This is a genomic window from Acrocarpospora sp. B8E8 (assembly GCF_039871605.1).
Lineage (GTDB): Bacteria > Actinomycetota > Actinomycetes > Streptosporangiales > Streptosporangiaceae > Acrocarpospora > Acrocarpospora macrocephala.
Map to the genome: position 1 here is coordinate 1 of NZ_JBDPLV010000120.1, position 21960 is coordinate 21960.

The 21960-nt window shown below is 67.7% G+C and carries 15 protein-coding genes and 1 pseudogene; 9 read left to right on the forward strand and 7 right to left on the reverse strand.

The features are described from left to right. From ABGB08_RS51800 to ABGB08_RS51815, 4 genes are all read right to left on the reverse strand, one after another. The coding region (locus tag ABGB08_RS51800; RefSeq protein WP_347607057.1) for a hydantoinase/oxoprolinase N-terminal domain-containing protein at positions 1-254 on the reverse strand (254 nt) is incomplete at its 3' end. A 6-nt stretch (positions 255-260) separates the two neighbouring features. Beyond that, positions 261-1553 (reverse strand): hydroxymethylglutaryl-CoA reductase, degradative, encoded by a 1293-nt coding sequence (locus ABGB08_RS51805; RefSeq protein ID WP_347607060.1) that lies wholly within the window; start codon positions 1551-1553, stop codon positions 261-263. 146 nt (positions 1554-1699) lie between these two features. Then, on the reverse strand, positions 1700-3601 hold the full coding sequence (locus ABGB08_RS51810) for a GAF domain-containing protein (protein ID WP_347607062.1): 1902 nt from the start codon (positions 3599-3601) through the stop codon (positions 1700-1702). A gap of 186 nt (positions 3602-3787) precedes the next feature. Then, entirely contained in the window at positions 3788-4393 is a 606-nt protein-coding gene (locus ABGB08_RS51815; RefSeq protein ID WP_347607065.1) for a TetR/AcrR family transcriptional regulator, read from the reverse strand. A 40-nt stretch (positions 4394-4433) separates the two neighbouring features. Here ABGB08_RS51815 and ABGB08_RS51820 point away from each other — a divergent pair, with 40 nt between their 5' ends. The 6 genes from ABGB08_RS51820 (at position 4434) to ABGB08_RS51845 (ending at position 18473) form a co-directional block, all read left to right on the forward strand. Next, on the forward strand, positions 4434-5639 hold the full coding sequence (locus ABGB08_RS51820; RefSeq protein ID WP_347607068.1) for a macrolide family glycosyltransferase: 1206 nt from the start codon (positions 4434-4436) through the stop codon (positions 5637-5639). Positions 5640-5732: 93 nt separating this feature from the next. Next, positions 5733-6077, forward strand: coding sequence for a YchJ family metal-binding protein (locus tag ABGB08_RS51825; protein ID WP_347607071.1), 345 nt, complete (start codon positions 5733-5735; stop codon positions 6075-6077). A gap of 282 nt (positions 6078-6359) precedes the next feature. Further along, positions 6360-13454 carry a LamG-like jellyroll fold domain-containing protein gene (locus tag ABGB08_RS51830; RefSeq protein WP_347607074.1) on the forward strand — a complete coding sequence of 2365 codons (7095 nt, stop codon included), beginning with the start codon at positions 6360-6362 and terminating at the stop codon, positions 13452-13454. A gap of 221 nt (positions 13455-13675) precedes the next feature. Beyond that, positions 13676-17206: an RHS repeat-associated core domain-containing protein gene (locus ABGB08_RS51835; RefSeq protein ID WP_347607076.1), complete on the forward strand. Its 3531-nt coding sequence runs from the start codon at positions 13676-13678 to the stop codon at positions 17204-17206. A 1-nt stretch (position 17207) separates the two neighbouring features. Next, the gene (locus ABGB08_RS51840; RefSeq protein ID WP_347607079.1) at positions 17208-17888 is read left to right on the forward strand and encodes a hypothetical protein; all 681 of its coding nucleotides are present in this window, start codon (positions 17208-17210) and stop codon (positions 17886-17888) included. A gap of 207 nt (positions 17889-18095) precedes the next feature. Next, entirely contained in the window at positions 18096-18473 is a 378-nt protein-coding gene (locus tag ABGB08_RS51845) for a hypothetical protein (protein WP_347607082.1), read from the forward strand. A gap of 11 nt (positions 18474-18484) precedes the next feature. On the opposite strand, the gene ABGB08_RS51850 is transcribed toward ABGB08_RS51845, so the two are convergent. Together ABGB08_RS51850 and ABGB08_RS51855 are read right to left on the reverse strand one after the other, a co-directional pair. Continuing rightward, the gene (locus ABGB08_RS51850; RefSeq protein ID WP_347607085.1) at positions 18485-18691 is read right to left on the reverse strand and encodes a DUF397 domain-containing protein; all 207 of its coding nucleotides are present in this window, start codon (positions 18689-18691) and stop codon (positions 18485-18487) included. Beyond that, positions 18673-19491, reverse strand: a pseudogene (locus tag ABGB08_RS51855) (helix-turn-helix transcriptional regulator). Before ABGB08_RS51855 ends, ABGB08_RS51850 begins: the two are co-directional and overlap by 19 nt. Positions 19492-19641: 150 nt before the next feature. Here ABGB08_RS51855 and ABGB08_RS51860 point away from each other — a divergent pair. Both ABGB08_RS51860 and ABGB08_RS51865 read left to right on the forward strand, forming a co-directional pair. Continuing rightward, on the forward strand, positions 19642-19773 hold the full coding sequence (locus ABGB08_RS51860) for a hypothetical protein (RefSeq protein ID WP_347607088.1): 132 nt from the start codon (positions 19642-19644) through the stop codon (positions 19771-19773). 62 nt (positions 19774-19835) lie between these two features. Beyond that, on the forward strand, positions 19836-20765 hold the full coding sequence (locus tag ABGB08_RS51865) for an alpha/beta hydrolase (RefSeq protein WP_347607091.1): 930 nt from the start codon (positions 19836-19838) through the stop codon (positions 20763-20765). 74 nt (positions 20766-20839) lie between these two features. On the opposite strand, the gene ABGB08_RS51870 is transcribed toward ABGB08_RS51865, so the two are convergent. Beyond that, positions 20840-21025: a GntR family transcriptional regulator gene (locus ABGB08_RS51870; protein ID WP_347607094.1), complete on the reverse strand. Its 186-nt coding sequence runs from the start codon at positions 21023-21025 to the stop codon at positions 20840-20842. A 53-nt stretch (positions 21026-21078) separates the two neighbouring features. Here ABGB08_RS51870 and ABGB08_RS51875 point away from each other — a divergent pair, with 53 nt between their 5' ends. Beyond that, positions 21079-21852, forward strand: coding sequence for a glycerophosphodiester phosphodiesterase family protein (locus tag ABGB08_RS51875; RefSeq protein WP_347607097.1), 774 nt, complete (start codon positions 21079-21081; stop codon positions 21850-21852). Positions 21853-21960: the final 108 nt, after the last annotated feature.

Sequence of the window (21960 nt, forward strand, 5' to 3'; positions counted from 1 at the left end):
AGCCCCACCCGGGCGTACTTCTGCTCGTCCACCGCGTTGGTGACGATGGTGTTGCCGAGCACGAACCGGTCGATCGCCGGATAGAACTCCGCCTCGCTCAGCCCGACCTGCTCGCGCAGGATGCTCAGCGCGGCGAGGATCCCGGTCGTCACATCCGGCGTCGAGAACGCCTTGCCGTGTACGGCGCGGCCGTCCGCGATGGCGACGGCGTCGGTGAACGTGCCCCCGACGTCGATACCCACGTCCAAAATCATGACTGCTCAGTCTCCTTCGGCTGCACCGGCTCCGGCGCGGAGCTCGGCCAGGATCTGCTCGGCACGGTCGGCGCGTACCGCTTTGGCGGCGAGCATGCGCGCGACCACCGTGGGAATCTCCTCAGGGCTCGCGCCCGCGGTCACCGCCACGTTGCGCGCGTGCAGTGACATGTGTCCGCGCTGGATGCCCTCGGTGGCCAGGGCCCGCAGCGCGGCCAGGTTCTGCGCGAGCCCGACCGCGGCGACGACGCCGGCCAGCTCGCTCGCGGTCCGCACCCCCAGCAGCCGCACCGCCGCGCGCGCCACCGGGTGCACCTTCGTGGCCCCGCCGACCAGGCCGACCGGCATGGGCAGTTCCAGGGAGCCGGACAGGTTGCCCTCGGCGTCGCGCTCGAAGTGGGACAGGGAGGTGTAGCGGCCGTCCGGGGCGACCGCGTGGGAGTGCGCGCCCGCCTCGACCGCGCGGGTGTCGTTGCCCGTCGCCAGCACCACGGCGGTGACGCCGTTCATGATGCCCTTGTTGTGCGTCGCCGCCCGGTACGGATCGGCCTCGGCCAGCGCCGCCGCGTGCACGATGTCCCGCACCACCCGCGAACCCCCGAGGGCCTCGGCGTCGAAGACGGCGCGGGCCCTGGCCAGGCGCAGGTCCGCCTTGTTGGTCAGGATCCGCAGCAGGGTACGGCCCCCGGCGATCTCACCCACCCTGGTCGCCACGGCCTCCGCCATCGTGTTCACCGCGTTGGCGCCCATCGCGTCCCGTACGTCGACCACGAGGTGGAGCACGACGTAGACGTCCTCGCCCGACGGCACGAGCCGTACGGTGATGTCCCGCACGCCGCCGCCGAACTCCACCAGGCGCGGGTCCTGCGCGTTCGCCAGCCCGGCGAGCTCGCCGCGCGCCTCCAGCAGCCGCAGCCGCGCCGCCTGGGGATCGGCCGCGCCCAGCACCTGCACCTGCGCCTGCATGATCGGCGCCGAGCACGTCGTGGCGAAGCCACCGTGGACGCGGGCGATGCGCGCGGCGTTGCTCGCCGCGGCGACCACCGACGGCTCCTCCGTCGCCATCGGCACCAGGACGTCGGATCCGTTGACCCTGAAGTTCGTGGCCACGCCCACCGGCACCCCGAGCACCCCGACGACGTTCTCGATCATGTGGTCGGCCTGGTCCAGGGTGAGCCCGGCGGCCGGATCGAGCACGTCGAGCGCGCCGGAATCGAGCCCCGCGCTCTTCGCGGCGAGGGCCCGCCGCTCCCCGGGCGACAGGTCACGAAACCCCGTCAGCCGGCTGTGAACACCCACGATGCCTCCCGCATACCGCCGAAACACGCTGATAATCGAGCCGAAACGCAAACGGCTTGTGCGGAAGATTAGGTCCGACCTGAACGCCGCGCCCATGGGTGAATCACACGCCGTTGAAGCCATTGCCATGTGTGAATCGACGTAGATCACAGACCAGTCGCGAGGGCGTGCATACGTACGGCCACAGTGACGCGGAAGAACGGCTCCGGCTCGCGCCAGTCGGGGCCGAGCAGCATGGTGATCCTGTCCAGGCGCTGGCTGACCGTGTTGATGTGCACGTTCAGCGCTCGCGCCGCCCGCGCCGGGCTGCCGTGCGAGTCGACGTAGACCCGCAACGTCTTCACCAGGTCGGTCGAATGATCGCGGTCCCAGCGCAGCATCGGCCCGAGCACCGCCTCGGTGAACGCGACGATCCCGTCGCGCCTGGCGCCGAACAGGGCCAGGTACGGCTGGTAGGCCGCCGCGTTGACGGCCGTGTCCTGGATGCCCATGCCGTGCAGCAGCTCGGCGCACTGGCGCAGCGGCTCGAACCGGCCGCCCAGCTCGCCCCAGGTGGCGACGGGCGCGTCGGCCACCACGAGCACCGGCGCCCCTACACACTCACGGACCTCGGTCGCCGCGCTGTCGGGGTCGGCCGCGTCCGTCAGCACGACCACACAGCCCGCGTGCTCACCGGCCAGCAGGCCGGGCCGCCAGGTGCCGAGCGCCTGCACGGCCGCCCTGCGCCGATCCCGCGGCACCAGCACCGCGACGACCATGCGCAGCGACTCCAGCCGGACCCCGCGGGCGCGGGCCCGCAACATCAGCTCCTCGCGGTGCGCCCCGTCGCCCAGCAGGATGTCGGAGATCAACTCTCCCCGCACCCGCTCCTCGGCCTCGGCCACGGCCTCCCGCTTCAGCGCCAGCAGGGCCACGATCTGCGCCGCCCGCTCGATCGTGCGCCGCTCGACCGAACCCAGCGCGAGATCGCCGTAGCCGACGAGGATCGCGCCGAGCAGCGTCTCGGCGGCCACCACGGCGACCACGACAGCCGCCCCGTCATCCGACGGATCCAGGAACACGCACCGCCCCGTGGTGCGGCTGCGCTCGACCGCGGCGCGTACGTGCGCGGTCACGGACTCCCCTGAGGCATCGGTCCGCGCCGAGGCGAGCGGGGCCAGATCGCGGTCGAAGATCTCCACCGACCGCCCCAGCGAGGCGGCCAGAGTCCGGGCCACCTCGTGCGCGGTACCCCCGCGCAGCACCGCGTTGGTGAGGTCCTGATGCACCGCGCTGGCGCGTTCCCTCGCCGCCATGGTGCGCGCGAGATCCTCGTTGGCCGCCCGCGCCGCCTCGGCCGACGCGCGGGCCTGCGCCAGCAGGTGCACCGTCTGCAACACCACGGCCGCGTGGTCGGCGAACGCCGACAGCAGCGCGATCTCCTCGGGCGTGAACGCGTGCTCGTCGCGGTTGGCCGCGAACAGCACCCCCAGCACGCGGTCGCCCGCCACCAGCGGCACACCGAGCAGCGACACCAGCCCCTCGGCCCGCACAGCCTCGTCGATCTCCGCGTCATGCGGCGCGTCGAGATAATGGTCATAGTTCGTCGTCCACTGCGGGCTGCGCGTGGACACGACCTTCCCGGCCAGGCCCTTCCCCGGAGGCACCCGAAGCCGCCGGAACTCGGGCGCGAACGTGCCCAGCGTCGAGCGCACCCGCAACTCATCGGTCTCCTGGTCGAACTCCGACAGATAAGTCACGTCGGTGCCCACCAGGTCATGCGCCCGGGCCACCAGGCGGTCCAGCAGCGCGTCCAGATCGCGCAACTCGGCCAGCTCACGCGCGCTGGACAGCAACGCGGACAGCTCCTGATCACGCCGCCGCCACCGCGCCACCGCCGCCCGCACCCGCCGCGTCCGCCACAGCACGCCGGCCAGCTCGGCACCGTCGAGCGACTCGGCGAGCGGCGCGACGGCGCTCTGCTCGTCGGCCGTCTCATCGAGCAGCAGGTCCAGCAGTCCAAGCACCGAGTCCAGGGGAACCAGCGCCCGCTGCGCGGGCAATACCATGCTCCCGAGCATATGGGTCCCGCCTCACGTGCCAGTATGCATGCGGCCGCTGCGCATCCGGCCGCCCGGGGCGTGCGGCGGCGGAACCGCCCGAAGGTGCGCCAGGGGTGACCTATCCGTGTCCCAGGCCATGTGGGAGATCGCTCAGGTGTGAGATGGTGGTCGAACCCTGAACCTACGGATAAGTCAGCCGGGGGTCAGCCGGTCCAGATGGTAGCGGACGGCGGCGAGGACCTCCTCGGGGTCGCGTACGCCCAGGAGCAGGTCGGAGCCGAGCCCGTCGATCATGGCGAGCAACACGACGGACTCCAGCCGGGGGTCCAGCCCGGCGCGCAGCTCGCCGTCCCGCTCCCCCTGGACGATCAGCTCGGCCACCCGCTCGCGCAGCCACCGGTCGCCCTCTCCCAGGTCCTCCATCAGCTTGGGCACGCCAACGGCCAGGGCGGTGAACGCCTGCCCCGCGCGGCGCTCGGCCCGGCGACGGTCGTCCAGCGGCAGCATCTCCGAGGCCATCGACAACAGGAACGAACGCACCGGCGACGCCGACGCCACGTCGGGCGCGCACATCCCCGCCACGATCCGCTCGGTGACGTGCTCGCCCAAATAGTGCACCACGTAGCGGAGCATCTCGTCCTTGCTCGCGAAATAGTGCTGTACGGAGCCGAGCGACATGCCCGCCTCGACGGCGACGTCACGCAGCCTGGCGCCGTCGAGCCCGTCGCGGCCGGCGATCCGCAGCACCGCCTCTGCGATGTGCCTACGACGCTCGTCGTGATCGACCTTTTTTGGCATATGCCTCCTTTCTCATACCGGCGTATTATAATACAGCGGTATGGCAACCATATCGTTCTTCGCCCCCATCGGAGCAGGCCACGTCAACCCCACGCTGGGCCTGGCCGCCGAGCTCGTCCAGCGCGGCCACCGCATCACGTACGCCACCACTGAGGCGAACGCCGAGCGCGTGGCGGAGACCGGCGCCGAGATCGTCCCCTGGACCTCGTCCTGGGACGCGCTCGACCAGGGCGCGGTGCCGCAGATGCACGGCAAGGAGCTGATCAGGGCGATGGGCCTGCTGCAGGACGAGACCAGGTCGGCGCTGGCCCAGCTCGCCGGTGGCGAGCGCCCCGACCTGGTCGTGCACGACGGCCCGATGTGCTGGTGGGGGCGGATCCTGGCCGCTCGCTGGCAGGTCCCCTCCGTCGAGATCTGGCCGAACCTGGTCAGCAACGAGCACTGGTCGATGCATCGGCAGTACACGACCTTCAATCCCCTGAGTTTCGGCTTCCTGCGCATGGCCGTGCGGCTCGGCCGCCTCCTGCGTAAGGAGGGGTTCGGCAACGTGCAGGCGTTCATGCGGGGCGACCGGGCCGCGATCAGGCTGGTGCTGCTGCCGCGGGCATTCCAATACGCGGGCGAGACGTTCGGCGACGGCTACGCGTTCGTGGGGCCGGGCCTGACCGAGCGGGCCTACCAGGGCCGGTGGGAGCCGCCCGGCGATGACCTGCCGGTGGTGCTGGTCTCGCTGGGCACCGCGTACAACAACCGGCCCGACTTCTACCGTACGGTGCTGCGCGGGGCCGAGGACCGGCCGTGGCACGTCGTGCTGGCCGTCGGCGGCGTGGACCCGGGCGACCTCGGCCCGATCCCGCCCAACGTGGAGGTGCATGGCAGCGTGCCGCAGCTGGCCGTGCTGCGCCACGCACGCGCGTTCGTCACCCACGCCGGAATGGGCAGCACGATGGAGAGCCTGCACTTCGGGGTGCCGATGGTGGCGGTGCCACAGATGGCCGAGCAGCGGGCCAACGCCGACCGCATCGCCGAGCTGGGCTTGGGCCAGGCGCTGCCGGCCAACGGGCTCACCGGGTCCGCGCTGTGGGAGGCGGTGGAGGAGGTGGCCGCCGACCGGCGCGTACGCGAGCGGCTGAGCTGGATGCGGGACGAACTGGTGGCAGCGGGCGGCGCTCCAGCAGCGGCGGACGAGGTGGAGAAGGTGCTCACGGCCTGCACGAACAACTCTGATTCGAACGGCAGACGCTGACGGTCCCGATGCACAATTGCATGCGTGTCCCGACGTCGTGCACAGCCTCAGGCGCGTTCCGCGTCCTCTTCCGCCTGCCCGTGCGGGCTCCCCATGCCGTACCGGGAGTGCTGCGGCCCGCTGCACCAAGGGGCGGCGGCCGCGCCCACCGCGGAAAGGCTGATGCGGTCGCGGTACAGCGCGTTCAGCGTCGGCGACGTCGCGTACCTCCTGCGCAGCTGGCATCCGACGACGCGGCCACCACGCATCGAACCCGACGAAGGGCTCCGATGGGTACGCCTGGAGATACTCGAAACAACCGGAGGCGGCCCCTTCCACACCGAGGGCACCGTCCGGTTCCGCGCCCACTACCTCAGCCGGGGCACCGAGGGCCACCTGGACGAGCACAGCCGTTTCGTACGGCATGAGGGCACCTGGTCGTACCTCGGAGCGCTCTAGCCCCCGTGGGCATAGCCTGCTCCGATGAACACATCGCGGGCCTCTTGGCGTAACACGACTCACGGACGTTAGTGGAGTTCGGGGGGAGTGCCGTCCCGATTTCGGGAGCTTACTATGAGTTCCGTCACATTCTGGACCGGTCTAGTGTCCGTGACGTCCGAGTACTACGCATAGTGCGCCTGTTATCACGTGTGTCGTTTTATGTCGCTCTTTTATCTTCTCCTTGTCCCATGAATGATCACGCTGTCATCTGACGGGGTTTGTGATGCATGGGGGTGTCGCGTGGTCAGAGCGCGTGGCAAGGTCGTCGCAACTGCGCTTGCGGTCGTCGTGTCGGTGTTCGTCTCCACGATCGGCGTACCGGACGGCCTGGTCACCGCCGCGTCCGCGGCGGAACTGCCGGAGCCGATGAAGGAGAGCCCGGTCACCGGCACTCCCGTCCCGATCACCCCTGAGGCCAAGGGGGCCGAAGACCTCCAGGTGGTCCCCAGCCCCGTCAAACCGGTCTGGCCGAAACCGGGCGTGACCGAGGTCGCCGTCACCGGCAAGCGGGCGGCTGCCGAGCTCCCGGTGCGGATCGGTCCCCCCGAAGTGCTCAAATCCGCGCGCGGCGGGCGCCCTGTAACGAAGAAGGGCACAGCCCCGCAGAAGGTACGTATCCAGACCTACGACCACACGGTCGCCGACCGGATCGGCGGGTACGGCCTGGCCCTGCGCCTGACCCGCACCGACGGCGGCACCATCAAGGCGCCCGTCACCGTCACCGTCGACTACTCGGCCTTCCGCGGGCCCAACGCGAACCGGCTCGCCCTGATCCGGCAGCCCGCCTGCGTACTGGACAGCCCGCTCACCGACACCTGCCGGGCCAAGGTCGCCAAGGAACGGGCCCAGTTACCCGTCGTCAACGACGTCAAGACAGGAACACTCACCGCCGTCGCCGACGCCGACGCCACGGGAGCCGAGGTGCTCATGGTCGCGAGCACCGCGTCGGCGACCAACGGCTCCAGCGGCGGGTCGTTCGAGGTGACCGACCTCAAGCCCTCGGGCACGTGGCAGGTGGGCCTGTCAGGTGGCGCGTTCTCGTACTCCTACCCGATCGTGGTGCCGCCGCCCCTGTCGGGGGAAGGGCCGAAGCTGGCGCTGGAGTACTCCTCCACGACGGTCGACGGGCTGAGCAGCCAGACCAACAACCAGTCGTCGGTCGTCGGGACCGGCTGGGACCTGGCGGTCGGCTTCATCGAGCAGGCGTTTTCGCCCTGCGATGACCGGTGCTGGCAGTCGGGGTCGGAGACCGAGCCGGGCAACACCTCGCTGGTCGACCTGACGCTGTCGCTGGGCGGACGCTCCTCGAAGATCGTCAAGGACACCGACAGCGGGCAGTGGAAGACCGTCGAGGACTACGGCTGGAAGATCGAGAAGGTCGCGGCGGGGGCTCCGTCGGGGCAGCCGTACTGGCGGATCACTGCGCAGGACGGCACCAACTACCGGCTGGGCTACCGGCGGGACGCGAGCCTGCAGACGCCGTTCTTCGGCGACGACAGCGGGGAGCCCTGTCACGACATCTACGTGCCGCTCGGCCAGGAGACCGACCAGGTGTGCGTGGCGCCCTACCGGTGGATGCTCGACCAGGAGGTCGACGCCAAGGGCAACGTGATCGACTACAACTACCAGCGGGACACCGCTGCCTACTGCTCGCTCCGGATGTACTTCGACAACTGCTTGCAGGAGTACGACCGGGGCGCCTTCCTGTCGTCGGTGACCTACGGGTCGAACACGAACGTCGCCGGGTCGGCGGCGACCGCCCGGGTGCTGTTGGAGGCGAGCCCTCGCGAGTTCGACGGGGCCACCGACGAGCCCACCGATCTCGACTGCGGCCCGATCCCGCTGTGCGGGGGGACCGGGCCGACCTTCTACCTGGACGACCGGCTGTCGTCGATCACCACCCAGGTCGCCACGGGCTCAGGATGGGCTGACGTGATGCGCTACGACCTGACCCACCGATGGATCTACAGCCCCGGCGGCTACTACTCCGAGCACCCGATCCTCTGGCTCGACAAGGTGCAGCAGACCGGTAAGGCCGGAAACGCGCCCGAGGTGTCGCTCCCGGCGGTGAAGTTCGCCTCGGTCCTGCTCGACAACCGGGTGAACTACTCCATCCTGGACTCCAACCGTTCACAGTTCCCCCGGATCAGCGCGGTCACCAACGAGATGGGGGGGCGGATCGAGGTCACGTATGGGCAGCCGTCCGGTTGTGACCTGTGGACCGAGACGCCGAAGTCTGTCCGCGACGACGAGGGCCAGGACTGCTACTGGTCCTACGAGTCCAGCTACACCGACGAGGCCGGCGGTTTCCACGAGCTGGGTGGCGTGTGGAACAAGTGGATGGTGACCAAGATCGTGGAGAAGGACCTGGTCGCGGGTTCGCCCGACCTGGTGACCTCCTACCAGTACGTCGGCCAGCCCGCCTGGACCCTGGCCACGCTGGACACGTCGGTCGGAGGTCCCTTCGGCGACAGCTGGACCCGCTTCCGCGGCTACCCGACCGTGCGCACGGTCAAGGGCACCGGCACCGATCCCGCCGGGTACAGCGTCACCAGTTCGACCTTCTTCCGCGGCATGTATGAGGACCGCACCGCCAACAACACGCCCCGCCACACCCAGATCACCGACTTCGAGGGCAACTCCTTCCCCGACCGGGACCTGCTGGCCGGAAAACCGCTCATGGAACAGACCCTCCGGGCGCTGACGATGAACGGCTCCATCCCGGCGACGTTCCAGGAGGAGGAGGGCGCTCGGTATGAGTACCAGATCGTCACCACCGGCAACGGCACCGGCAGCGACGACCCGAGTTTCGTCAACCAGACCAGGCAGGTCGGCCGGGAGAGGATCTCCTCCGGCTGGCGCTACACGGAGAAGGCGACCACTTACAACCCCGACGCCCTGCCGATCCGCGTCAACGATTACGGCGAGCGCGGGGTCGCCTCCGACAACACGTGCACCGCGACCACGTACGCGAGGAACACCGCCAGCGGCGCCTGGATGATCTCCTACCCGGCCTCCGAGGAGCGCCGCAAGGGTGACGACTGCGCGTCGGGGACGTTCATGGGCCGTACCGTCACCCTCTACGACGGCGCCACCGGTGAGGGCGCGAACCTGCCCACGAAGGGCAACGCCACCGAGACCCGCGCCTACACCAGCGCGACCGACTTCACCGCCACGAAGGTCACCTACGACGGTTACGGCCGCTCGACCTCCTCCACCGACCCGCTGAACAAGACGACCACCACGACCTACACTCCCTCGGCCGGCTGGCCTACCGGTGGTGTCGCGGTGACCAACCCGCTCGGCCACACCACCACGACCTGGGCGAATCCCGAGTTCGGCCAGCCGGTCGGCATGCGCAACGAGGCCGGGTACGACACCAACATCGACTACGACCCTCTCGGCCGCACGATCGCTTTGTGGACTCCGGCCCAGCCGAAATCGGGGGGTACGGCGGCGGCGACGGTGACGTACACGATCCCGGTCGACGGGAGCGGCACGGTGAACGGGCCCGCGCGCACGGCGGTGTCGAAACTTCAGACGGCCGACACCTATGTGACCACCTACACCTACGACGACGGCCTCGGCCGCACCCGGGAGACGCAGGTCGCATCCCCGGCGGGCGGCCGGGTCGTCAGCGCGACCGTCTACGACTCCCGTGGCCTGACCTCGGCCAGCAGCGGGCCCGCGCACAACGCCGCCGAGCCCGGCAGCGGGCTGCTCAACGCGGCGATGACGACGCTGCCCCAGTGGAGGAAGCAGACCTTTGACGGCGTCGGCCGGGTCGTGGCGTCGGCCGACATGACCGGATCGAGCGAGATGCGCCGCACCACCACCGACTACTTCGGCGACCGCACCGAGGTGATCCCGCCGGTCGGCGGCAAGACGGTCCGCTACACCGACGCCGAGGACAAGGTCACCAAGATCGAGGAGTGGCTGACCGGGGCGGGCACGGCTCCGGCCGCGCTCCAGGGACCGGCCGCCGCGAAGGCGTCCTCCGGCCGGACCCTGCTGGCGGACCGCACGACCGAGGACTCGCAGACCTACCGCAACTCCGACGGCTCGTTCACCACCGAGTTCTCCTCCGGCCCGGTGCGGGTGCGGCAGCCGAACGGCGGCTGGGCGGGTATCGACACGACCCTGATCGAGGCGGGCGGGGTGCTCAAACCCAAGGTCGCGGCGGCCACTGTCGAGTTCTCCCTCGGTGGGAAGGGCACGCTGGCCCGCCTGGAGGGGAGCGCGGGCGAGCGTTTCGCCCTGGAGTGGCCCGCTGACTTGCCCCGGCCGCAGGTCAAGGGCAACGTCGCGACGTACGTGGATGCCGGCGGGGGCGTGGGGTCCGGGGCCGACCTGGTGGTGACGGCGTTGAGTTCCGGGTTCCGGCCTGACGTGGTGTTGCGGAAGCCGCCGTCGGGGCCGGTGGAGTACCGGCTGCCGGTCGTTGCCCAGGGCATGACGTTGGCCAGGTCGCGTGAGGGCGGGCTGGCGCTGACCGACGGGGCCGGGCGGACCGTCGCGTCGGCGCCCGCGCCGATCATGTGGGACGCGAGCGGGAAGCGCGGACGCACCGGCAAGATCGAGACGGAGGTGGTGAACGAGGGCGGCCGGCAGGTGCTCGTGCTGCGGCCCGACCCGGTGTTCCTGGCCGATGAGGCCACCAGATATCCGGTGACCGTCGACCCGACGACCACTCTTCCGGTACTCACCGACACCTGGATTGCCGACGTGGGAGGGACCGGCGCCGACTCGCAGTCGGCCCCGGAACTGGTGGCGGGCAGCTATGCGCTCGCCCCGTTCCTCCGGATCACCGAGCGCGCCTACCTCACGTTCAACACCGCTTCCCTTGCTGGAGCCACGGTGAGCGCCGCCGCCCTGAGCCTCTCCCGAGCCGGCGCCACCGGCTGCGGCGACGCCGGCTCCGGCATCCGCGCACAGCGGGTCACCGGCTCCTGGACGATGGGCGGGCTGACCTGGTCGTCCCAACCGGCCGTCACCACGGCCGGCCAGGTCACCGCGAACGACTCAGCGACCTGCGGCGCGCCCGGAGCCATGACGTGGAACGTCCTGCCGTTCGCGCAGGCGTGGGCGTCGGGTACGGCCAACAACGGCATCATGCTGCGCGGGGTGGACGAGGTGCAGTCCGGCCGTCCCGCCTACGAGCGGGTCTTCCACTCCAACGAGACGACCTCCGGTGCGCAGTACAAGCCGTCCTTGTCGGTCACCTACACGGTCGGGTCGGCGCCGTCGGTGGCCTCCCCTGCGGTGCTGCCGTTCACCACGGTGTCCGGGCAGGTGACGGCGACCTCGTTGACGCCGCAGCTGTCGGCCACCCTCGCCGACTCTGCGGGCGGGCCGTTGACCGGCGAGTTCGAGGTGGAGCACGACCCGTCGGTACCCGCTCAGGGCAGCGGCCAGATCTGGGCCGGGTCGGTGACCGGGGTGGCGACCGGCGGTGTGGCGGCGTTGACGGTCGCCCCGGGGGAGATCGAGGCCGGCTGGCTGGTGCGCTGGCGGGCCCGCGCCGTCAACCCGGGCCAGTCCACATCCTCGGCGTGGACGGCGTGGCAGAGCCTGCGCGTGAACCCTGCGGCGGCTCCGGCGCCGGTCATTTCGCCGCTGGCGCATTGGAAGCTTGATGAGGGAAGTGGTACCGCCGCCGCGGACACCTCCGGGAACGGGTTCGGCGCGACGTTGCAGGCGGCGGCGGGCTGGGCGCCGGGTCTGCTGGGCCAGTCGATGTCGACGGCGGGCGCGTCGGCCGCGGCGAGCGGTCCGGTGCTGCACACCAATCAGGGTTTCACGGTGTCGGCGTGGGTACGGCCGTCCCGGCTGGATCGGGACATGGCGGTGATCAGTCAGGACGGTAACGTCAACAGCGCTTTCAAGATCGCCTTCGGTCCTGGTGACCAGAAATGGCGGCTGCTGTCCTTCGCCTCCGACACCTCGGGCAGTGGCACCGACCGCGCGTTGTCGAGTCAGGTGGCGAAGGTCAACACCTGGACCCACCTGACCGGTGTGTACGACGCGAGCCTGGGCAGGCTGCGGCTGTATGTCGACGGGGTCTTGTCCGGAGAGCTCACCTTCCCGATCAGCTGGGATGCCCGGGGGGCCACGCAGATCGGCCGGGCCAAGGGCAACGGCTCCTTGGTGGATGCCTGGCACGGGCAGATCGACGATGTGCGGGCTTATCAGAAGGTGCTGACCGCTGCCGAGATCACGGCGCTGGCGGCGGGCAGCCCGGCCCCGGACCGTACCCCGACAGCGGATCAGACGCAGGTGACGCCGTCCTCGACGGCGAACGGGGTGACGACGGTGACCTCGCTGACGCCGACGTTGTCGGCGCGGGTGGCCGAGCCGGGCGGGCAGGCCTTGCGGGCCGAATTCCAGGTCGAGCACGACGGCCAGCAGGTATGGACCGGCAGCAGGGACAACGTCACCGCCGGCACCAACGCGACGGCGCAGATCCCGGCGGGCGAACTGGAAGACAGCTGGGAGGTGCGCTGGCGGGCCCGCGCGGTGCGCGGCGACACCGCGTCCGCATGGAGCTCCTGGCAGACTTTCACTGTCGACATGCCGAAACCGTCGGTCAGCGCTCTTCAGCTGACCCCTTCCACCGTCGTCGAGGGGCAGACCGTCACGTCCACGGTGACGCCGCAGCTCACAGCTACCGTGACCGATCCCGGTGGGGCGGCACTGCGGGCCGAATTCGAGGTCGAGCAGCCGAACGGAACCTCGGCCTGGACCGGCAACGTGCCCACGGTCGCCTCCGGCGGGCAGGCGCAGATCACGGTGCCGAGCGGTGAGCTGATCGACGGGGTCCCGGCGCGCTGGCGCGTGCGTGCGGTGAACCCGAACGGCAACATCGCCTCGGCGTGGTCGCCCTGGCAGGACTTCACCGTCGACACACCGGACCCGTCGATCGGGTCACTCCAGACCGACCCCTCAGTGGTGTCCGGTACGGAAACCCTCACGCCGACCCTCACTCCCAACCTGCGCGCGACCGTGTCCGAACCCGGAAATGGCCAGGTCAAAGCCGAATTCGAGATCGAGCACGACGGCCAGCAGATCTGGACCGGGCCCTCCGCGGCCGTTGCCTCAGGGCAGGTCGCCTCGGTGGGGGTGCCGTCCGGGGAGCTGACCGACGGGTGGACCATCCGGTGGCGGGCCCGCGCGGTGACGGTCGCCACGTCGGCCGCGTCGGCCTGGTCGGAGTGGCAGACCGTCAGAGTCCAACTCGGCCCGATCGACCCGGACCCTGCCGTGGGAGCTCTGGAGATCACCCGTCGGAGGTCGTCGAAGGGGTACGGGTCGCGACCAGCGTCACGCCCACCCTGAAGGCCCAGGTCACCGACCCCGCAGGGGGGAGTCTGCGGACCGAGTTCGAGATCGAGCACGACGGCCAGCAGGTCTGGGCCGGGGCCGACGAGGACACCCCGGCGGGCTCGCAGGCGTCCGTCGTGGTCCCCGCCGGGGAACTCCAGGACGGCTGGAACATCCGCTGGCGGGCCCGCGCCCTGGCCGGAACGGTCGCGTCGGACTGGTCAGCGTGGCAGGACGTGCGCATCGACCGTCCCGACCCTTCGGTGAGCGACCTGTCGGCGACCGAGTCGCTGACGCCCGAGCTCAGCGCGAAGGTCTTCGACCCCGACGGTGGGCTGGTCAGCGCGGAGTTCGAGGTCGAGCACGACCCCTCGGTTCCCACACAGGGCACCGGGCAGATCTGGACCGGGGCCGCCGGCAACGTCGCCTCGGGGGAGACGGCCACCGTCACCGTGCCCGCGATGACCGAGGGCTGGAAGGTTCGCTGGCGGGTCCGGGCCGTGACGAGCGGTGCGGGAACGTCGGCGTGGTCGGCCTGGCAGTCCCTGACGGTGACGGATGGGACGTCGATCCCGGCGGTCGCCGGGCCGCGCAGCCAGCCTGCCGACCTGCGGTCGCTTACACCCGCGCTGATCGCGACCTTCTCCGCGACGCAGGGGCAGGTCGGCGGTGAGTTCCAGGTCGAGCACGATCCCTCCGCGCCCGGCCAGGGGACCGGGCTGATCTGGTCGGGCAGCGTCAGTGGGATGACCTCTGGCAGGGAGGCGGCGGTGACCGTACCGGCCGGAACCCTGCAGGACGGCTGGAAGATCCGGTGGCGCACCCGTGCGGTCCGGGGTGCCGCGGTGTCGGAGTGGACCTCCTGGCAGACCGGCACCGTCCTCGCGCCGCAGTTCTACACGACGACGTATGAATACGACCTGCTCGGCAACATGACCAAGCAGACGGATGCCAACGGCAACACCCGGACGTTCACGTACGACCTAATGGGGCGGCGTATCGCCAGCACCGACCCGGACGCTGGCGACTCCACCTCGGGCTACGACGCCGCCGGGCGGCTGATCTGGTCGATTGACGCCAAGAACCAGAAGACCTCGTATGTGTACGACGACATCGGCCGCCAGACCTCAATGTGGTCGGGCGAACCGGTGAGCGGCACCAAGATCGCCGAGTGGGTCTACGACACGGTTCAGGCCGGTGAACTGACCTCCGCCACCCGCTTCGTCAACGGAAATCCATACGTCGACGCGGTCACCTCCTATGACGTCATGGGCCGGGCGACCGGATCATCCCTCACCATCCCGAACGCCGAAGGACTGCTCGGCGGCACCTACGATTTCGAGACGTCTTTCACCTCGTCCGGCCAGATCGGCACTTACACCATGCCCGCCGTCGGCGGGCTGGTGGAGGAGACGGTCACCTCGACCTACACGAGTCTCGGCCTCGCAGAAGGGTTGACCTCCGACCTGGGCGGCGGCTTCACCTATGTGAAGTCGACGGCCTACTCCTCGACGGGCTTCCTCTCCGAGCGGGAGTACGGCCCAACCGGGAAGATCAAACGAGCCATGACCTGGGACACCGGTACCGGCTGGCTGACCCGACTGACCACGGACGCCGACACCGGAACGCCGGGCATCGCCCAGGACGACCGGTTCTCCTACGATCCCTCAGGCGAGATCACCCGGGTCCTGGACGCCGCGTCGGCCATCCAGGGGTCGACGGTCGGCCAGTCGGAGTGTTTCACTTACGACGGCCTGCACCGCCTGGCCTCCGCCTACACGACCACTGGTTCCTCCTGCGCGGCCGCGCCTGACGGCCTCGGCATCGACCCCTACAGCGCGAGCTACGCCTACGACGGCGTCGGCAACATCACCGCCCTGACCAAGAACGCCGAGCCGTCGACCTACGTCTACCCGCAGGCGGGGGGAGACCTGCCCAATGCGGTCCGCACGGTGACCCGGCCCGGCGGCACGGACGCCTACGGATACGACGAGGTCGGCCAACTCACCAGCCGCACTGACGGCACCTTCGAATGGGACACCCAAGGCCAGCTCATCAACGCCACGGTCAACGGGACCGACACCTCGATGGTGTACGACGCCGACGGGGAGCGCCTGATCAGACGTGACCCCGGCGGAAAGGTCACGCTCTACCTCGGCTCAATGGAAGTCCAGGTGACCGGTGACGAGATCACCGCGACCCGCTACTACACCTCTCCCGACGGGGCGACCGTGGCCCTGCGCTCCTCGGAAGACGGATTGAAGTGGCTGATGTCCGGGCTTCACGGGAGCGCGCAACTCGCGGTCGACGACGTGAGCGGAACCGTCAGCCGTGAACGGTACCTGCCGTTCGGTGAACGGCGCGGAAGCGACGACCTTCCCTTCACCGACCGCGGCTTCCTCGGCAAGGTCGAGGATGAGTCGACAGGGCTGACCTATTTGTCGGCCCGCTACTACGACCCCAGCCTCGGGAAGTTCATCTCTACCGACCCCTTGCTGGACTTGAGGCGCCCCCAATGGGCCAACCCGTTCGCCTACGCCGGCAACAACCCGATCGGCTCTTCCGACCCGACCGGCCTGGCGAACGATGGGGGCGGTGGTAGCAGCGGGTGCACCAGCGCCAGCACCTGCGCGGCCGTCAACTACGACGTCTGCGTCAAGAAATTCGGCAAGCTCAAATGCGCCCAGGCCAAGGCGGAGAACGCGGAAACCGCCGAGAACGCGGCCTGGCAGGAGTTCCTGAACACGCTGAAGTACATCGGCGACATCGCCGCCGAGGAACTCGGACTCAAGGACGCCCTCAAGTGCCTGACAACGGGAGATCTCGGGGCATGCGGCAGCACTGCGCTGAACGTTCTCGCATCGTTCGCGGGCGGACTCGCAGGGAAGCTCGCAGTCAAGTACGGTCTCCCCTGGAAATGGAAGAAAGCTTATGAACTTGGCAAGAAGTTAGCCTCGGCGATCTCCAGTGCGGTAGACAAGTTCAAAGGTTGGCTGAAGGCGGGGGCACAGGCGCGAGAAGCACGTAATTCCGCAAACGCAGCTGCTAAAGCATGCCGAATTCCCAACAGTTTCGTCCCCGGCACCCAAGTGTTAATGGCTGACGGCACCCATATGCCGATCGAAGAGATCAAGATCGGCGATCAGCTAATAGCGACAGATCCGGTAACCGGTGAATCTGAAGCCCAGCCTGTCCTCGCCTTGAGAGTCGATGATGGCGACAAAAACCTTGTTCGGATCACCGTCGACACCGATGGCCCCAATGGTGGCGGCATAGGCGTCATCATCGCCACCGACCATCACCCTTTCTGGATTACTGGGCAAGTCCGCTGGTTCAACGCCGACCAAATCCGCCCTGGCATGTGGTTACAGGGCGCTGCCGGAGCCCCTGTCGTGGTCGCTGCTATCACCAAGTGGGCAGCCGCAGATCAGCGTGTGTATAATCTTACGGTCGCCAACAATCACACCTACTATGTGGCTGTTGGCAGCGCTGATGTCCTCGTTCACAACGCGGACCAGGCTCCGATCTCCGGAACCATTTTCCGCTCAGGGAAGTACGTGTTCCAGATCTACGCTAATGATCATGTACCTGCACATGGCCACCTCAAGGGAAAGGGATACGATATTCAGATCGGGCAGAACGGAAAGCCTGTCAATCGGGGTGTGGTGCTAACTCCGGAGCAGCAGAAGATTGTTGCCGAATATAAGAGTCTGATTCGTTCGAGTCTTAAGAAGAAGATGGCGGAATTCAGGAGGAATAACTGTTAAGATGGGGGAATTTGAGGAGGTTATACGATCCCTTGCGGATCTGGCAGGGGAAGAGATTGTCGACTTTAGGGACGAGCATCACAGATGGCACCTGTACCAGCGGGTGATAAATAGTGAAAGGGCTGATCTTAGAGATGTACTTTACCAGGTAATTGGCTGGGAGGAGGATGACGCGCTGGCGCTCACTGTGGTTCTACATGTGCTGGAGCAAGTGCCGGAGGTTGAACGCCATGCCTGGGTAGACAGGCTGCGGACTAGTGAAAGCCACCAGTATGCGAGCGCCCGATCCTTTGATATCGGGATGCTGGAATCGATTTTGCAAGGCGCTGTTTCGGAGAATGCTTTGCAGGCTCTTCAGGAGCGATCGGATTGGCTCCAACTACGGCTTGCTCGGCGGAGTGAGAGCGCCGACGTTCTCGATGAGTTGGCAAATTCGGGAAGAACGAAGCGGATAAAGAGATTGGCGGCTGAACGCCTTGACAAACTCGAACTGGAGTCAATTTTGCAGGGCGCTGTTTCGGAGAATGCTTTGCAAGCTCTTCAGGAGCGATCGGATTGGCTCCAACTACGGCTTGCTCGGCGGAGTGAGAGCGCCGACGTTCTCGATGAGTTGGCAAATTCGGGAAGAACGAAGCGGATAAAGAGATTGGCGGCTGAACGCCTTGCCAAACTCGAATCCTAAGGCGACCTGGACCATGCTCTGCGACACGGTTACGCCACAGCCGAAGTCGCCGAGCACACCAAGTCTGCAGGATATGTCGGCCGTAAACTCCTGTCGCTACGGATCGGATTACCCGATTCGCCGCCGATAAACGCGTCAGAGAATTCATTGACCGCATCGACGTAGTCGTGCTTGATGCCTAAGTGTGAAGGAGTAATGGTGCAGACTGTGACCGACGAGCAGGGCCGGATCTTCCGGGAGGCGTGGATCGCTGGAGTGCGTAAGCACTTTCCTGGGGAGCCAAAACCGGGATACGTCACTCCTTGGCAGGACACCCCGGACTGGGAGCGTCAAGCAGCTGCGGCTGTGTACGGGCAAGTGCGTGATTTCATCACGGTCAGCGGTGGAACCACTACTAAACTCACCCGCGCTCAAAAAGGCCGTTTTGTCGCGCTGTGCTGGATCGCCCAGATCTACAAGCACATTGACGACCCGAAGCCCTCATATGTGGCTGACTGGGATGATCTGCCCGAATGGCAGAAGGAGACTGACGCTGACATCTTCGAACGTATCGAGGCGGAAGACGACGGGGCGGAAGCGGTATAGGACTTTGGACGTCAAGGCATGTCGTCGAACTCTCCAGACTTGACCCCCTTGAGGAAGGCAACCCATTCGGCCGGAGTGAAGTAGAGGTGCCCGCCCTGCGGATTCTTGCTGTCTCGAACAGCGAACCCGCGGGCATAGCGCGCAACCTCAACACAGTCCCCACCGGTCGAATCGCTGTATGACGACTTCCGCCACGCCGTCAGAGTTGGTTCTTCCATTCTTCTACCACCCTTGCAATAAATGCTATGGACTCGTCTTGACGCAGCGCTTCTGCCCGGTAGACATCGAACAAGCGACGTCGCCGGACCAGATCCTCGGCGTCTTCGACCACATCGCTTCTCAAGGCGTTGCCCAGATACGCGACTTCGCCACCATCGAATGCAGCAAGAACAAATGGGGCATTGAACCGGGCGCATACCCGAGCAGAAGCCGGAATGACCTAGATGATGATCTTGTTGTTTTCTTCTTCCGCCACCTCTATGAAATGTTGTAGCTGATCGATCATGACCTTCGGACCGCCGACGTTGTTCCGGAGCGCGCTCTCCGCTACGAGCGCTACGAACGTCGGTGATCCGACCTCCTTGGTCAGGATGCGTTGCCGATCTATTCGCGCGGCGACCATCTCCTCCAGGTCGGCGTCGTGCTCGGCCCCGCGCAGAATTGCTCGTGCGTAGTTCTCCGTTTGGAGCAGACCTGGGAGAACGATGGGCTGAAACGTCCACAGAGACGTAGCGCGGCTCTCGATCTCCAACCAGCGGCCAAACCATTCCAGGGGGACCGCTGCCTTGACGAAGTTCTCGCGGAACCTGACTAGCGTGCCATTCTTGCCGAATAGGTCGTCCAGCTTCTCCATGTCATCCGTCGTGGGGACACGGCGTCCGGATTCCCACAGTTTGATCAGGCTCTCGCTCACATAAGGCCTGCCAGCCAGCGCCGCACGAGACATTCCCTTCGCATCCCGGGCACTCCGCAATTCTCGCGCCAAGAACATACGGGCGTTGCCGCCGCTGCCGGCCATGGCTCGTTACCTCTCGTTGCACCTCGGATCGGGAGGGATGTAAACCCTGCGTGGACATGGATCAATTCCATCATGCCGCCCTGTCAATGTCAGGAGTACCCGGAATTGAAGACAAGCAGGTGAGAGAGCGCCGTCTGCGGCCGGGGACCGATGACCTACGACCAGGTCTCCGCCCTGTTGCGTTCCGCTCGTGACGTGGCCCGATCCCTGCCCCGCCGCCTGCACCCGGCCATCCTGCCGGGAACGGGCCTCGGGCCGATGGCAAGTCTTGGGGAGCGGTGATGACCCAGCGTGTGCGTGGGGGATGGATTCAAGATCGGTTGGGGTTGGGTTAGTGTGCCGCTATGGCTTTGCATCCCCAGGCTGTCGCCTATCTGAAGTTGTTTCCCAATGACGTGAGCGTCGATCTGGAGACGATCACTGACGCTGAGATCAGGCAGTTGCGGGTGATGGACGTGATGGCCGAGCAGCGGGGGGTGCCTGCGGAGTTGGCGGTCGTGCGGGATGAGCTGGTGGCGGGGGTTCCTGTCCGGATCTATCGGTATCTGGGTGGGGATGAGGCGTTGCCGGTGGTTGTTTATTTTCATGGGGGTGGGTGGGTCTACGGGAGTGTGCAGCGTAATGATTCGCTGGCGCGGGACCTGGCCGTTCGTACTGGGGCTGTGGTTGTTTCCGTGGACTATCGGCTGGCTCCTGAGCATGTGTTTCCGGCGGCGGTCGAGGATTCCTGGGGAGTGCTGGCGGATGTCTTCAAGCGGCCGGAGCATTATGGGGCGGACGCGTCGAAGGTTGCTGTGATCGGGGACAGTGCGGGTGGGAATCTGGCGGCGGTGGTGGCCTGGCAGGCCAGGGACGCGGGGTTCGCGCTTGCCCATCAAGTGCTGGTCTATCCGGTCGTCGATGTCGCCATGGACACGCCGAGTTATGGCGCGTACGCCTCCGGCTTCGGGCTAGGTGCCGCCGAGATGGCGTGGTTTATCCGGAAATATGCCGATGGGGTGGATGCATCCGACCCGAGGCTGGCTCCCTTGAAGTTGTCGGATATGTCAGGTCTGGCGGCAGCGACCGTCGTGACCGCTGAATGTGATCCGCTGTGCGACGAGGGGGCCGCCTACGCTGACGCGTTGCGCGGCTCGGGTATCCCGGTCGAATACCGGTGCTATCCGGGCAGCCTGCACGGCTTCTTCGGGCTGCCAGGCTTCTTCGACCAGGCGGGAGAGGCGCGCGACTACGTGGCCGCCCGGCTCACGGAAGCGTTCGCCGCAAGCCCCTGAGCCTCCGGAAGCCCTGAAGCCAGGTGACGTTAATGCCGATGACGATCAGGATGAGGGCGCCGGTCATCAGGTCATCACACAGTCTCGGGGCCGCAGACGAAGCCGTGCGCGCGGATCAGCGTGCCGGCGCTCTGGTTGACGTTCAGGCCGCCCTGAAGCAGGGGAGAACTGCGGACGAAGGTTCCGTAGCCATGCCGCCGGATCAGCAGGCCGTCCAGCTCCAGGTGCTGGACCGCCTCCCTCAGTGACGTACGGCTCACGCCCATCGCCCGGTAGCTGACCAGTCAATGCGCCGAGAAGCGGGAGTACCTGGATGGTCAACTCTGTGAGCGGCCCCTGGCTGCGCGCGGATCGCCCGCTTGTGGTCGGGCATCGGGGCCAGTGCGCCCACATCCCCGAGCACACGATGCCGTCCCTGCGCGCCGCCATCGCCAAGGGCGCCGAGATGATCGAGGCCGACGCGCTGCTCAGCCGCGACGGCGAACTCGTCCTGATGCACGACACCACGATCGACAGGACCACCGACGGAACCGGCCCGCTCACCGACCTGACCTGGGCGGAACTCTCCGAACTGGACGCCGGCAGCTGGTTCGGCCCCGCCTTCGCGGGCCTGCGGCTGCTGCGCGCCCAGGATCTCCTCGATCTGGCCCGCGCGGAGGGTATCGCGCTCTGCCTGGAGGCCAAGGGCGACACCACCGAGGACGTCACCCGGGTGGCCGAACGGCTGGCCCGGCTGGTCGCCGACAACGACGCGCTCGGCTGGGCGTTCGTCTCCTCCTTCGACCACGGCGCGCTCGCGGCGGCCAAAGCCGCCGTCCCCGCGCTCCTGCTCGCCCCCGAACGCCTGCCCGAACACGGCACGCAAACCCCCGCCGAGACCGTACGGCAGGCGCTCGCCCTGGGCGCTCCGGTCATCCAGCACCGCTGGGAGCTCATCAGCCCCCACCTCGTCGACACCCTGCACGACGCGGGCATCGCGATCTGGGCCTGGAGCACCAACGACGAGGACGCGGTACGGATCTCGCTGGCGCTCGGCGTCGACGCCATCATGGGCGACGACGTAGACCTCCTGGTACTACATCCGTAGATGAGTAGGAAGCGGGTCGCCGCGTCGCCGGTAGTGGCTGATCAGCGCCCGGGTCTGGTGAACCATCCGGAACCGCGACCAGGCCAGCACGTGGTCGATGAGCTGGGT

Bases quoted from the DNA above. Each gene is read 5' to 3' on its own strand.
- ABGB08_RS51840 (WP_347607079.1), top strand. From the start codon at position 17,208: ATGGGGGAATTTGAGGAGGTTATACGATCCCTTGCGGATCTGGCAGGG.
- ABGB08_RS51860 (WP_347607088.1), top strand. From the start codon at position 19,642: ATGACCTACGACCAGGTCTCCGCCCTGTTGCGTTCCGCTCGTGACGTG.
- ABGB08_RS51825 (WP_347607071.1), top strand. From the start codon at position 5,733: ATGCCGTACCGGGAGTGCTGCGGCCCGCTGCACCAAGGGGCGGCGGCC.
- ABGB08_RS51875 (WP_347607097.1), top strand. From the start codon at position 21,079: ATGGTCAACTCTGTGAGCGGCCCCTGGCTGCGCGCGGATCGCCCGCTT.
- ABGB08_RS51850 (WP_347607085.1), bottom strand. From the start codon at position 18,691: ATGGAAGAACCAACTCTGACGGCGTGGCGGAAGTCGTCATACAGCGAT.
- ABGB08_RS51810 (WP_347607062.1), bottom strand. From the start codon at position 3,601: ATGGTATTGCCCGCGCAGCGGGCGCTGGTTCCCCTGGACTCGGTGCTT.
- ABGB08_RS51815 (WP_347607065.1), bottom strand. From the start codon at position 4,393: ATGCCAAAAAAGGTCGATCACGACGAGCGTCGTAGGCACATCGCAGAG.
- ABGB08_RS51820 (WP_347607068.1), top strand. From the start codon at position 4,434: ATGGCAACCATATCGTTCTTCGCCCCCATCGGAGCAGGCCACGTCAAC.
- ABGB08_RS51865 (WP_347607091.1), top strand. From the start codon at position 19,836: ATGGCTTTGCATCCCCAGGCTGTCGCCTATCTGAAGTTGTTTCCCAAT.